This window comes from Ohtaekwangia koreensis, assembly GCF_900167975.1.
Lineage (GTDB): Bacteria > Bacteroidota > Bacteroidia > Cytophagales > Cyclobacteriaceae > Ohtaekwangia > Ohtaekwangia koreensis.
The window spans coordinates 718,419-732,332 of record NZ_FUZU01000002.1 but is presented as its reverse complement, the minus strand read 5'-3'; the positions used below and the strand labels follow the sequence as shown (position 1 = coordinate 732,332).

The following is a 13,914-nucleotide window of genomic DNA, read 5'->3' as shown; positions in this document are numbered from 1 at the left end:
AATGTCGAAGATATTTTTTAATGTTCAAGGCACAGGCCAACCCGTTATTCTGATCCATGGTTTTCCCATGAACAGTGCTGTGTGGAATGAGTTCGCTGCCACAATCTCTGAAAATTTCAAAGTATACACACCAGACCTTCCTGGTTTTGGTAAAAGTGAATCGTTAAGTTCTCCATTTTCAATTGACGATGTAGCCACTCAGTTGCTTTTGTGGATTGAGGAACAGAAAATTCAGAACCCTGTTGTTATCGGACATTCACTTGGCGGTTATGTAACGCTTGCAATGGCGGCAAAAAATTTAAATCTATTTGCAGGTATAGGTCTTTTTCATTCGACTGCATATAGTGATTCTACAGAAAAAAAAGAGTCGCGTACCAAAACTATAGACTTTGTAAAAAAGAATGGAGCGTTAGCTTTTACCTCTAACTTCATTCAACAACTTTTTGCTAATCCGGAGCATCCGGCCATTGCACGTATTCGTGAAATCGCTATTCAGTCCAGTGAGGATACTGTAACAGGTTATACACAGGCTATGCGAGATCGTCCTGCACGTGTAGAAGTTTTACAACAATTTGATAAACCGGTTTTATTAATTGCCGGTAAAAAAGATCAGAGCATACCAGCCGCCAGTGTAGAAGAGCAAGCAGCACTTTGTAAGAAACCAGTGCTTCACGTACTGAATGATGTTGCTCACATGGGTATGTTCGAAAAATTTACTGAAACGGTTAACCTCGTTAAAGTTTTTGTGAATCACCTGTAATTAAACCTCTTACTTTGGCAGATTACCGTTGACAATTTGATTAAAACAGTACTAAATTGTATATGTTTTCAAGTGCACTGCACGCACGTGTTAGGTTTAATAAAATCAGGACTCTATATTTGCTAATAGGAATATTAATAACCAACCTGTAACCATGGAAGAGATAGTAGATCCACATCAGTATGACGCTTGGAATTCGATGGCAAAGAACATAGCGTTTGCTGCCTGGGCAATTGCCATTCTGATTGCTCTGTATCATGTTGTGCGACTTGCAACAATGAACGATGCCAAAACCAAATATGATTACATTAACCGCAGCGAGATCAAGACCCTATGGATCGCTTCTGTTATTTTGGTAATCGGTTGTTGCTTTTACGCAAATGCCAACATTGTAGAACTTAATCCAATCTGGATTTTCGTGCGTGTGTTCACCACGTTTGCAATGGGATTGATCGTAGCACTGATCATTCAGAACCTGTTAAAATTCTATTATCCTTTCTTTATAGAAAAACGCTTGAAAGTACTTCGTTACAAGCCGCGGGTTTCTCCAAAAACCGGCAAGGCTATGAAGCTGTTGAGCGAAGACGAAGAAGATGCTTACCTCGATGAAGGTATGCAAGCTGAAGAAAATGTTTTCTCCATTGACTATGATGTATGGAAAGACGAAGAAACCGGCTACGTTAAAATCGAAAGATACTCTGGTCACTTGCACGCTTTGCAATGCCCTGAATGTAACTACCAGACTTTTAAAGTTGTTCGTGAAGAAATTCTGAAAACTCCTTCCACTATAGAAGAAGGCGAACTGTTGAAGCATTTCCAGTGTGGCTATTGTGGATACAAAGCCAAGAAAACTGTTACGTTAAGAATGTCTCAAAAATTTGAAGAATCATCTGCAGCAACGGCATAATACTTTACAAAAAATATAATACAAAAATCCCGGAGTAACCCTCCGGGATTTTTTTGTTATATCACATACGCGAGATCAATTCTTTATATACTTCTGTGAGGGCTGGCTCCGCCTGGCCTGCAATAGCAATGATCTGTTCAATGTTAACCGGATTCAGGTTATCAGGGTCACAATCATCTGTTAAAACGGAAATAGCGCAGCACGGTATACTCATGTGGTTGGCTACAATAACCTCCGGCACCGTGCTCATGCCTACAGCATCAGCTCCTATATTCCGAAGAAATCTATACTCTGCACGCGTCTCGAGGTTCGGTCCTGTAACACTTACATATACTCCTGTATGAAGCGTAATGCCCTTTTCATTTGCAATAGTTGTCAGAAGATCATTCAATCGCTTTGAGTAAGGTTGGCTCATATCCGGAAAGCGAGGCCCCAACGTACTATCATTCAATCCTCGTAATGGATTATCAGGTTGAAAATTGATATGATCATCCAGTAACATCAACTCTCCTTTTTTCCAATCAAGGTTCATATTACCGGCAGCGTTTGACAACAGGAGATTCTTTATACCGAGCTTCTTCATTACCCGAATAGGAAAAGTAATCTGCTTCATGCTATACCCTTCATAATAATGAAAGCGGCCCTGCATGGCAAGTATATATTTACCGGCTATCGTTCCATAGATAAGCTTACCTTTATGCGACTCCACCGTTGAAACCGGAAAGTGCGGAATGTGGTGATACTCTATCACAATAGGATTCTGGATCTCCTCGACAAAAAGATTACCCAAGCCGGTGCCTAACACAACACCCACTTCAGGCTGAGTTACTCCTTTGCTTTGAATAAAATCGGAAGCCTCCTTAATCTGTTCAATCATGGGTATATATCTTCAAAGCAATTTGATAAAATATAGTCGCATTACATCCGCTGTAAATAAAAAAGCTCTGAAATAAATCCAGAGCTTGCTATAATCACTTTCGTGGAGATTGTTACTTCAACAGGCCACCATTTAACCGAAGCAATTGTGTCTCTGCTACCTTTGCGAGGTAACGCGCATTGATCAATCGGTTATAGGCATCTGCTAAACTTTGCTGTGCAGTACGCAACTCAATGAAGGTTGTTATACCGCGCTTGAAACCTTCGAGTGCTATAAATACATTTTCCTTCGCCAGCAAAATTGTTTCCTCTTCTATTAGTAGTATTTTCTTTGCATTGTCGTAATCTACATATGCATTCTTCAATTCAACGTTGACATTTATCTTAAGCTGATCATAAAACAATTGCTGACGGCTGTAATTTATATTCGCCTGCGTAATGAGTCGTCTGGTATTAAATCCATTCAAGATCGGAACCGATAATGTGAGTCCATAATTATAGCCATCGCTTTGGCTATATAAAGCTGAGAATGGATTAATAAGTTTTATGTTATCTGTCTTTGAATAATTATAGGCTGCATTAAAACTCAACACCGGGTATAGTTCAGCCCTTCTCTCACGTACTGACAACTTTGCTATATCCCGATTCATTGATGACGCCTGTAGACTATAATTGTTGCCCTCCAGATTAGCAGCCAGGTCCTCCCGTTTTAAATCCAGGTTAATAATAATTGTATCTGTCACTTCATATACCGGTGGCAATTGAGAATCTACAAGCGCATTCAGTTGTTCTTTTAATTGAACAATCAAAGCCTCCTGTTGAATTGTAAGCGTACGCTGCGCGTTAAAATCAACACGAGCCTGAAGCAATTCCGGTTTACCACCTGTACCAACCTGAAGTTTACGCTCAGCAAGCTTTACACGTTCTTCACTCACAGCCATCTGCTCCTGTGTAGCTTTAAGCTGCTGCTTTTGCCGCACTATATCATAGTAATTTGTAATGACTGAAGCTATGGTCGTTACCATTTGCTCCTTCACCAACAATTCACCTTGTGCATCTATATACCGGAGTCGCTCCGCTGTCGCGAACATCTTTGTTCCATCAAACAACGTCCAGTTAAGTTGTACCGAACCATTGGTGTTATTGGAGATAGCCTTACCACTATTGTTACGGGTTTCATCTTGAAAGCGTAGTTCCTGATTGTTGCTATTCCGCACAATAGATCCTGTTGCATTTACCTGCGGCACAAACGCAGCCCAGGCGTACCCTCTATCTGTTGCATAAGCTTCGGATGCATTGGTGGCGAGACGTATATCGTAATTCTTTTCAAGGGCTAACGCGATTACCTTTTCGAGCGAAACCTGTTCCTGTGCACTTGCCGTTTTGATAAAAAGAAAAACAAAAAAGGTCGCCCGTAATACGGAAAGTCTAATCTTCATATACCAATTCTTTTTGTGGCTGAGGAGTTGATGAAGCCTCATTACCAAATTCTATATGTTTTCTCTTTCGTGAAAGGAATGAATACATTGCCGGGATTACGAATAACGTTAATATAAGTGAGAACATAATTCCGCCGACAATTACAATACCCAATGGCTTACGGCTTGTAGAGGCAGCCCCCAATGAAAGCGCCAATGGTAAAGAGCCCAAAGCCATAGCCAGACTCGTCATCAGGATCGGACGAAGACGAAGGCGCGAAGCTTCCAGCACTGCTTCTATTTTAGACAGTCCTTCCTCGCGTTTCTGGTTTGCAAATTCAACGATAAGTATACCGTTCTTGGTAACCAGACCGATGAGCATGATCATACCGATTTGTGAAAATATATTTACCGTCTGACCAAATATATAGAGTGATATAAATGCACCGCTAATCGCCAAAGGCACCGTAAACATAATAGTAAGCGGATCCACAAAGCTTTCAAACTGGGCCGCTAGAATAAGGTATATCAATAACAGCGCTAACAAGAATGCGAAAGAAGTATTGCTTGAGCTCTCAGCATAATCGCGTGAGGTACCGGTTAGCGAAGTAGTGAAACTCTCGTCCAGCAGCTTAGCCGAGATCTCTTCCATTACTTTTATACCATCGCCTACAGTTTTGCCAGGAGCAAGACCGGCAGATATAGTGGCAGATTTATACCTATTGAAGTGATATAGTGAAGGAGGAGTTGTAGACTCTTGTACAGAGACAACGTTATCCAACGAAATTAGCTCACCCGAACCTGTGCGGACATATAAATTTTTCAAATCATCCGGATCGTCACGATCGATGCGTGTAACCTGCCCCATCACCTGATATTGTTTACCTTCCTTTGTAAAATATCCGAAGCGAAGATTACTATACGCCAACTGCAATGTTTGTGCTATATCTTGTACGCTGATGCCCAGTTGTGCAGCTTTTAACCGGTTAATCTCTACTCTTAATTCAGGCTTATTAAATTTCAAGTCTATATCTATACCCTGCAACACAGGGCTACTATTGGCTTCTTCTAAAAATGTTGGAATTACTTCCCGAAGTTTTTCCAGGTTGTTATTCTGAATTACGAATTGTACAGGTAGCCCGCCCCTTCGATTCACAGATATAGTCTGCTCTTGTATTGCGAAGGCTTTTCCTTGCGGAAAGCCGGAGAGGTTACGATTCACCATATCCACTATCTCTTGTTGTGAGCGATCTCTATCTTGTGGATCTGACAATGTTACCCGAACAAAACCCGTGTTAACAGCACCACCACCTGTAAAGCCTGGAGCCGTTACAGAAAGTGCTGTTTTATATTCCGGGATAGAATCCTGTACAAACCCCACGAGGTTTTGTACGTATTGATCCATATAGTCGTACGATGTTCCTTCCACAGCTGACAACTGTAGGCGGAATTGATTACGATCTTCCATCGGTGCAAGTTCAGATTGCATGTTGGTGCCAATGAAATAAGCCGAGCCAAAACACAAGAGTATAATAATAAACGATACCCAACGAACACGCATGAAGGCTTCGAGCAGACGTCTATAGCCATTCTCTAAACTGGCGAATAAGGGTTCCGTAACGCGGTAGAACCACGAGTGTTCATGTTTAGTACGAGTAAGCTTTACGCTCAATACTGGTGTTAGTGTTAAAGAGACGAAGCATGAAATAAGCACTGCACTCGCTACCACGATACCGAACTCGCGGAAGAGACGACCGACAAATCCCTGAAGAAAAAGTATAGGAAGAAATACTACTGCCAGTGTAATAGAAGTTGAGATAACGGCAAAGAAAATTTCCTTCGATCCTTCTCTGGCTGCCTGGTATTTATTCATACCCTGCTCCAGCTTCTTATATATATTCTCCGTCACCACTATACCATCATCCACCACGAGACCCGTGGCGAGTACAATGCCGAGCATCGTGAGTACATTGATCGAAAATCCACAGAGGTACATGACGAAGAAAGTCGCAATCAGAGAAACCGGTATATCTATCAACGGACGAATGGCAATGACGAAATCGCGGAAGAACAAATAGATGATCAACACCACCAGCAAGAATGAAATGATCAGTGTTTCTTCTACTTCGGATATAGATCGTTTGATGAATATAGTTTGATCCATTGCTATATCCAGTTTGATATCCTCCGGAACTTCCTTCTTTATTTGCTCAAGGCGCTTATAGAACTCATCCGCAATCTCAACATAGTTCGCTCCGGGTAATGGAACAATCGCCATACCAACCATCGGTATATTACTTTCCCGTAATACGGACTCTTCGTTCTCAGGGCCCAACAATGCTTGTCCGATATCTTTCAACCGGATATCACCCTGTGGAACAGATTTGACGATTACATTTTCAAAATCTTCTTCAGTATATAATTTACCAAAAGTTCTAACGGTCAGCTCCGTTGCATCGCCTGCAATTTTACCAGAGGGCAATTCAACGTTTTCTTTGTTCAGAGCATTTTGAACATCAAGCGGTGTTAAGCTATAGGCGCTTAGTTTTCCGGGATCAAGCCAGATGCGCATCGCATAGCGTTTCTCTCCCCATATCTGTATACTGCTAACACCGGGTATAGTTTGCAGGCGCTCCACTAAAACATTGTTACAATACTCGGTTAGCTGCAATGAATTTTTAGTAGTGCTTTGCACCGTCATCGAAATGATAGCATCCGAGTTCGCATCTGCTTTTGATACTACTGGTGGACTCGTAAGGTCCTGAGGTAAAGATCGAGTTGCCTGAGAAACTTTATCGCGCACGTCATTCGTGGCAGCTTCAAGATCAACGCCTAACTCAAATTCAATATTTATATTACTGTTCCCTACACTCGATGAGGATATAATATTTTTTATACCCGCTATACCATTGATTGATTTTTCAAGAGGCTCGGTGATCTGTGATTCAATAATATCTGCGTTCGCTCCTGAATATGTTGTACGCACATTTACTACTGGAGGATCAATGGCTGGGTAATCGCGTATACCCAAAAAGTTAAAGCCAATTATACCAAACAGCACCAGTATGATGTTCATCACAAACGCCATTACCGGTCTCCTCAGGCTTAGTTCAGATATATTCATACTGTTTGCTTATAGGGTGCTTACCTTCTTTACCTTTACTTTGGAGTTGGGACGTATTGCCATCAACCCCGAAGTAATTACTGTATCACCCGGCTTCAGCCCTGCTGTAATTTGTATATAGGCTGAATCTCGGATACCGGTTTCCACTGTTGTGAATACAACGCTATCTTTTCTTAGCAGTATAACCTGTTTGTCGCGCGCCGTAGGAATGACAGCTTGTGTCGGAACCAGCAATGCCTCACTATTCTGACCGAGCTGTAAATTTACTTTAGCAAATATACCGGGCACAAGTTCCGGATGACGTTCATTTACTACGGCCCGTATTTTTAGTGTCCTGGTGTTTTGATCTACACTACTTTCCGTAGCTAATATAGTGGCCTTGTGAGGTTGACCGCCACCATCTACTCTAAAACTTACACTATATCCTTTTTGTAATTCCTTTGCATATTTCTCAGGCACGGAAAATTCAAGCTTAAGCTGATCTACCTGGCGAATGGTAGTAATAACATCTGTCGGTGCTATATATGCACCCAGGCTCACACTTCTTAATCCAACCTTACCAGTATAGGGTGCACGAATCTCTGTTTTTGAAATAGCAATCTGCGTTGATAGTATATCTGCTTTAAGATTTTCAACATCGAGTGCGGCCAGTTCATAATCCTGCTGACTGATCCCGTTGATCTTCACAAGCTCACGGTTGCGTTCTTCTGTTTTCTCTTTGATCTGAAGCTGAACCTGAAGTTTCTTCAATTGCGCTTGTAAGTCCTTGTCGAATAATTTTACCAACAAGGCACCTTTCTGTGCTACGGCTCCTTCATTTATATTCAATGCTACAATGCGGCCGCCTACTTCTGCGCGAAGCTGCGTTTCTTCATAAGGTAAAAGTGAACCAGGCACTTCTATATTTTCACTGATGGAACTTTTAGCTACACGAAATGCATCAGCCACTACAGGGCCCTGTACTCGGGGACGTCCTGCTGCAGGCGAATTTTCTTTCTTCGACTTACAGGATATACCGAACACTAAAAACGGAATGAATAATACGATGCTAAGTCTGGACATTATATATATTAAAAATCTATAGCTTTTAAATAACCCCCACAGTATTGATCTGGTTCAGAAAAGAGAAGGAGCCACCGATCAGGAGGCTTGCGTCCGAAGTTGGTTGTGCAGCGTAAGCACTTGTGGGATAATAAGGGAAGACTCATCGTTATATAGTATGAAATCAGCCCGTTTCAATTTTTCCTCTTCGGACATCTGCTTTCGTATGATCTCTTTCACCTGTTGCTCTGCTCTGCCATCACGATGCATAACGCGCTTAATGCGTACTTCTTCCGGAGCATGAACAACTATTATTTTATTCAGTGCCTGATAAGAGCCTGTTTCAAATAATAGCGCTGCTTCCTTTAAAATATACACCTGATCACTATTACGTTTCACCCATTGAGTATAATTTTCTGCAACACGGGGATGTACAAGTTTATTCAGTATATCCAATTTTTCCTGGTTGTTGAAAACTACCTCGCTCAGGTATTTTCGGTTGAGGGCTCCATCGCTTAGGTATGACAAATCACCGAATTCTTTCTTTATCTGTGATACGAGAATTCCATCGGTGGTCATTAGTTCTTTCGCGTGGCTGTCTGCATCATATACAGGAATACCCAGGCACGCGAAAATTTTAGACACGAGTGTTTTGCCCGATCCGATTCCTCCTGTTATACCAATTTGAAGAGGATTAGCCACAGATTAAAATTTAACAAATACAGAATCTACCTTTATCACCTTAGAGTAAGGAGGCAACCCCTGTAAAACAGGTTGTACCCGTTTAAAACCTCTTGAGAAATTTTTCAGATCTACTACTGCTTTTATAGAATCAGGAATGTAGTCATCCATATACCGTTGCGGTATTGCGAAGGTGCATGGAAATTTACGTACCGCGAGTGATGGTCGTGCACCCTTCGGTAAGTTTACCAATACCAATCGAACAGAATCCGTTACCGGTCGAAGTCTATCTACTTCAAAGTCTACAGATACTGTAGGAGGATTTCTTTTGATAAGTTCATTGTTCACAAATTGAACTTCCACATCGTTGTGAAAACTCTCATCAATATTGCGTTGAGAGATTTTAAGATATACCGGCTCAGATATACCCTTCACTAAGTTCCAGGGACCTTCAATATAAATGCTATCCGGGGAGATTGAAGGTGTACTGGTCATCACATAGCCATTCCGAAAGAGTATAGATGGCGTATCCACAGCAAGCGTAACCCATCGTTTCCCTTTGGGCTCGATAGCAATGTGAAGTGTATCCGTTAAGACAAAATTGATTTCGAGTCGCTCGATTTGATTTGCAAACAATGCAGGGAGTGTGCTGCCAACGATCTTTCTAATTTCGACTGGGCGCTCCAACGGGACTACTAGTGCCGGAACTTTCAATCCGAGACTTCGTCTGAATAAATCCCATCCTATACCTGTAACATTAACACGCACTACCTGTGGAAGCGGATGAATAGCAACATAATTTTCCTGATCGTAATCGAACTTGAGCGGGAAAGAAATGTTCGTGGTATAATTCTTATTCAACGCATTAAAAAACCAAAAGACCGTGGCTGCAAATAAACACAGCACTACGGCCTTCCAGTTTTTTCTATTGAAACGTAACAAGTTGAATATCGAATTTATAACGCTCATGTATGCTGGTATACGTTTCGGTGTTTACGTGTTTCAAGTTACATAAACACGTGCCAACATCAGCAGATTACTTCTTGTTGTTCGCAGCTTTCGTTGCTTCCATCGAGATGGCAGACTTATTGAAACGGATGCGTCCCCCTTTTTCTACTTCCATAATAAATGTATCGCCTTCCAATTCAGCAATCGTGCCATGTGCACCACCGATTGTAACAACAGCGTCACCACGTTTAATTTCTTCTGTAAATTTCTTTTGATCCTTTGCCTTCTTTTGCTGAGGACGTATCATGAAGAAATAGAAAACCACGATAATAGCTCCAAAGAAAATAAACTGGAAATAAGGATTACTTTGTTGCTGGGCTTGTAACAAGATTGAGTACATAATTTGATTTTTTTAAGGGTCCAAAGTTATCCTAATTACGACAAACATACCAACCTTTTTTACTACTGGATTCGGATATTACAAAGGCGGTATCAGGCGTTTTTACCAATGAATTCAGGCTGATGTAAACAGGTTATCTGGATATGCGAAGGGTAAGCTATAGCACTCTTTCCTGTAGAGGAGATGCCACTTTTTCATTGGTCCCCAACTCCCGAACACGGACAAAAAAGAAATGCCAGCATGATTATTAAGAGATGATTTTTATCTTCGGCTGACCCAAACAAAACACCTGGCTATATGATTATGCAGTTGTGAAAAAAGACGTTGCTATATTAAGACAATTTTATGCAGATGATTTTGTCTTTACGCATGGCACAGGTTACGTTGAAGGAAAAGAGAGTTGGATAAAAGATGTAGAGAATCCTGCGAAGAAATTTACATCCCGTGAGCATGACTCTACACTGGTGGAGTTACATCAGGATTTAGCCATTGTTACCGGACGTCTGATTATTTCACGTAGCGAAAAGGACAAAGTATACAGGTATGGTATACGCTATATACGTGTATTCGCACTACGAAATAAGAATTGGCAACTCGTCTCGCATCGCACTATAAAAGAGTGGCACTATAGCTAACAGCAATCGCTATTCTACATATAGCACCAAGCCTTTGAGGTATTCTCCTTCCGGATGAAAAATGGACACGGGGTGATCTGCAGGTTGCGAGAGATGGTGCAGTACTTTAATCTGGCGCGATGCCTGTATAGCAGCAGATACAATGGTATCATAAAATAACTGACGATCTACTACCTGCGAACAGGAGAATGTAAAGATAATACCACCTGGTTTTATCTTTTTCATCGCTTCCGTATTGAGGCGTTGGTATCCCTTCACTGCCTGATGACGTGCATCACGATGCTTGGCGAACGCTGGAGGATCGAGAACAATAACATCATATTCATTCTGCTTGTCCTTCAAGAAATCAAATGTGTCTTCTGCAAAGCATGCATGTGTATTTGGATCATAGCCATTCAGTTCGAGGTTCTTCCGGGTAAGTGCTATAGCCTTCTCGGAAGCATCAACAGAATGAACAAGTTCTGCACCAGCATGTAAAGCATATACAGAGAAGCCACCGGTATAACAGAAAGTGTTTAATACTTTTTTCCCTTTGGAAAAATCACCGAGTAATTTTCTGTTCTCTCGTTGGTCAAGAAAGAATCCGGTCTTTTGTCCTTCTTCCCAATCAATCAAAAATTTATTTCCATTCTCTGTTACTGCGTGTGCTGCTATACTTGATCCATAAAGATATTCATCCTGTTGTGCGTCTCTTAATTTACCAGGTAATGTACCGTGACTTTTATAATATACTGTCTTGAGTGTATCACCTAAAACAGCAACCAATGCCTGTGCTATTTTTTGACGATCATTGTGCATCCCCACATCATGTGCCTGCAGTACTGCGGCTCCATTATAGTAGTCAATGATTAACCCGGGGAGACCATCTCCCTCGCCGTGTATAAGCCTGAATGCGTTTGTCTCCACCGCAGGAAGACCCGAATTATTTCTCATCTTCAAAGCACTCGACAGCTTTGTTTCCCAAAAATTTTCTGCTGGTACCTGCTCACCGAAACTTACCATTCGTACAGCGATGCTTCCATTTTGGTAATGACCGAAGCCTAGTGTTTTATTTTTGAAGTTCAGCACCTCTACCCAACATCCATCCGTAACACTGCCTTCCATTTTTTGAATAGCTCCCGAAAATATCCAAGGATGGAAACGCTCAATGGAATACTCTTTACCTTTTTTAAGAATGATTTTATTGGTAATCGTCATATCGTAGTTATTCGCAAAAGTATTAAGAAAGTTTGAGGCATGTGTGCTGATTTTTAAATCGATCTAAGATATAGCGCGTTCGGCTACAGCCAGAAATTTTTCATTCTTTCCGGAAAAGCCAATCAAAAATTTTAAACCTCCATCTTTTAATCCGGTTTTCTTCTTTAATTCTTCTGTGCTCAACGGGTAGTTGCGCGTAATCACATTTGCCTTTCCGTCTGGGAAATAGGATTGAATTATTTTTCGATCACTCTTAATAAGAGCCTCCACTTTAAAAATTCTTCCGGGAAAATCCTGAATATAGTGAGAGTCAGTATATAAATGAGTACTTGGATGGATCTTGAAAAGATTGTGCCGCAGCGCAACGACTTTAAAAGCACCGGCTTTCAGCAGCGAAGCATTCGGTTCATAGATATATTCCATCGGAGAATTATACACAACCTCTACTGCACGTTCCTGGGCAAACGTGAAAGAAAACTTATCAGTTCTATTCGTGAGAATGTTAACTGCTTCGATCTCTGGTTCACCTGTATAACTACGGGAGCATAAAAACAAAAGCTCCTTGCACTCATTCGCGACTGAAACTATATATACTTTCTTAACCGTCTTGAGTTCTCTCAACCCCTGTTGGATGTCCAGCAAAGGAGACGTCTTAATTAACAGATGATCTGTCTTTCTAAAAATCTCATCATACAATACTGTTACATCCGGTTCGCAATCGCTTAACTTAAAAACTTTTTGTCCTTTAATCCTGCGGGATGGATCGATGAAAATCAGATCGGTATGTTTCAGTTCTTTTATATACTCTTCAGAAGTTTTACTATGATACTGAATGTTGGTTGCCTGAAGCTGTGTGTGATTGTGCCTGGCTATTGCCAGAAGAGCGGCATTAGGCTCTATATACTCCACACGATTAAAAATGCGACTCAGGAAATATGTATCGATGCCGAAGCCTCCTGTAAGATCAACCAAAATACCGAGTGCTACTGCCTCTTCTTTAACAATCTCAGTTTTATATATTGCTGTTATCTCCGAAGAGCTTTGCTCAAGATTAGCGCCAGGGGGGTAAATGATATTTGGCGTTGTGTAAAAAACCGGTAGCTTATCCTTTGCTTTTCTTCTTCCTGAAATCTGATCAGCAATTTGCGCTGAAGGAACACCATGGATTTCTTTATACTTTAACACGAGCTCTCGTTCATCATCGTTTGCATGCTGATGAATGAATTGCTGTGCCTCTTGTGTAAGAAGTGTAGATAACAAAATCGCAGTTGTTTAACGTTTAGAGTGCGCTGGTCTTTCCTTTAAAGTGAATGACTATATTTCGTATATATACTACTATCCCCATGCTTTGAGCAACAAGTAGAACCGGATCAACACGATACGTTGCGTAAATAAGTATAAGAATAGATGCTCCGGTGCTGATAATCCAAAAGCCAAGCGGCAGTATAGAAGTTTTATGTTTTTCTGAGTAATACCATTGGTGTATAAATCGCAGGTTCAGCATTAACTGCCCGATGGCTCCCATAAAAATAATCGGATTTGTAAAATCATTTTTCGAGAAGATTTGAGACATCTTTTGATCTGCACCGAAAATGATCCATGTCAATGTAACCATTGGCAGTAACAACAAAACGATTCGCAGTACGAGTGGAATTTTCGTCCAGTCATTTTTAAGTTGAAGATTCCTGACATAAATAAAATAGGACAATGTCTGACCTATTATAATAACTATATCATTACGGATTATTCCATAGATCAAAAAGAGGAATGATGCGAGGAGACTAAGTTGCCAGAAAATAGTTGGCGATACTACTTTGCCTTGTTTTTCAGAATAGAATAACTGAACCAGCAAACGAGCACCAAATAACGACTGCGCAAAAAAACCCAATCCATAAATCCAATATTGCTGAATAAATTCCATGATATA

At 41.0% G+C, this 13,914-nt stretch carries 12 protein-coding genes and 1 pseudogene; 3 read left to right on the top strand and 10 right to left on the bottom strand.

Annotated features, from left to right (window positions below; translation table 11 throughout):
- Window position 1 precedes the first annotated feature (1 nt).
- Both B5Y40_RS16085 and B5Y40_RS16080 read left to right on the top strand, forming a co-directional pair.
- Window positions 2-760 carry an alpha/beta fold hydrolase gene (locus B5Y40_RS16085; protein ID WP_079687810.1) on the top strand — a complete coding sequence of 253 codons (759 nt, stop codon included), beginning with the start codon at window positions 2-4 and terminating at the stop codon, window positions 758-760.
- A 154-nt stretch (window positions 761-914) separates the two neighbouring features.
- On the top strand, window positions 915-1,667 hold the full coding sequence (locus tag B5Y40_RS16080) for a hypothetical protein (RefSeq protein WP_079687809.1): 753 nt from the start codon (window positions 915-917) through the stop codon (window positions 1,665-1,667).
- A gap of 61 nt (window positions 1,668-1,728) precedes the next feature.
- On the opposite strand, the gene B5Y40_RS16075 is transcribed toward B5Y40_RS16080, so the two are convergent.
- The 7 genes from B5Y40_RS16075 to yajC form a co-directional block, all read right to left on the bottom strand.
- Window positions 1,729-2,544: a purine-nucleoside phosphorylase gene (locus tag B5Y40_RS16075; RefSeq protein WP_079687808.1), complete on the bottom strand. Its 816-nt coding sequence runs from the start codon at window positions 2,542-2,544 to the stop codon at window positions 1,729-1,731.
- Between the two features lie 112 nt (window positions 2,545-2,656).
- Entirely contained in the window at window positions 2,657-3,982 is a 1,326-nt protein-coding gene (locus tag B5Y40_RS16070) for a TolC family protein (RefSeq protein ID WP_159453718.1), read from the bottom strand.
- Window positions 3,972-7,085, bottom strand: coding sequence for an efflux RND transporter permease subunit (locus tag B5Y40_RS16065; RefSeq protein WP_079687806.1), 3,114 nt, complete (start codon window positions 7,083-7,085; stop codon window positions 3,972-3,974). The genes B5Y40_RS16070 and B5Y40_RS16065 overlap by 11 nt, the downstream gene beginning before the upstream one ends.
- A gap of 9 nt (window positions 7,086-7,094) precedes the next feature.
- Window positions 7,095-8,147: an efflux RND transporter periplasmic adaptor subunit gene (locus B5Y40_RS16060; RefSeq protein WP_079687805.1), complete on the bottom strand. Its 1,053-nt coding sequence runs from the start codon at window positions 8,145-8,147 to the stop codon at window positions 7,095-7,097.
- A 78-nt stretch (window positions 8,148-8,225) separates the two neighbouring features.
- Window positions 8,226-8,828 (bottom strand): dephospho-CoA kinase, encoded by a 603-nt coding sequence (coaE, locus tag B5Y40_RS16055; protein ID WP_079687804.1) that lies wholly within the window; start codon window positions 8,826-8,828, stop codon window positions 8,226-8,228.
- A 3-nt stretch (window positions 8,829-8,831) separates the two neighbouring features.
- Window positions 8,832-9,776, bottom strand: a complete 945-nt coding sequence (locus tag B5Y40_RS16050) for a YbbR-like domain-containing protein (protein WP_079687803.1) — start codon at window positions 9,774-9,776, stop codon at window positions 8,832-8,834.
- 67 nt (window positions 9,777-9,843) lie between these two features.
- Entirely contained in the window at window positions 9,844-10,155 is a 312-nt protein-coding gene (yajC, locus tag B5Y40_RS16045) for a preprotein translocase subunit YajC (protein ID WP_079687802.1), read from the bottom strand.
- Between the two features lie 308 nt (window positions 10,156-10,463).
- On the opposite strand from yajC, the pseudogene B5Y40_RS16040 reads away from it, so the two are divergent.
- A pseudogene (locus B5Y40_RS16040) lies at window positions 10,464-10,790 on the top strand (nuclear transport factor 2 family protein); the annotation flags it as partial.
- 9 nt (window positions 10,791-10,799) lie between these two features.
- On the opposite strand, the gene B5Y40_RS16035 reads toward B5Y40_RS16040, so the two are convergent.
- The 3 genes from B5Y40_RS16035 to B5Y40_RS16025 form a co-directional block, all read right to left on the bottom strand.
- Window positions 10,800-11,987: a class I SAM-dependent rRNA methyltransferase gene (locus tag B5Y40_RS16035; RefSeq protein ID WP_079687800.1), complete on the bottom strand. Its 1,188-nt coding sequence runs from the start codon at window positions 11,985-11,987 to the stop codon at window positions 10,800-10,802.
- A 63-nt stretch (window positions 11,988-12,050) separates the two neighbouring features.
- Window positions 12,051-13,247 carry a THUMP-like domain-containing protein gene (locus tag B5Y40_RS16030; protein WP_079687799.1) on the bottom strand — a complete coding sequence of 399 codons (1,197 nt, stop codon included), beginning with the start codon at window positions 13,245-13,247 and terminating at the stop codon, window positions 12,051-12,053.
- Between the two features lie 19 nt (window positions 13,248-13,266).
- Window positions 13,267-13,908 carry a lipid-A-disaccharide synthase N-terminal domain-containing protein gene (locus B5Y40_RS16025; RefSeq protein WP_159453717.1) on the bottom strand — a complete coding sequence of 214 codons (642 nt, stop codon included), beginning with the start codon at window positions 13,906-13,908 and terminating at the stop codon, window positions 13,267-13,269.
- Between the last annotated feature and the right edge of the window lie 6 nt (window positions 13,909-13,914).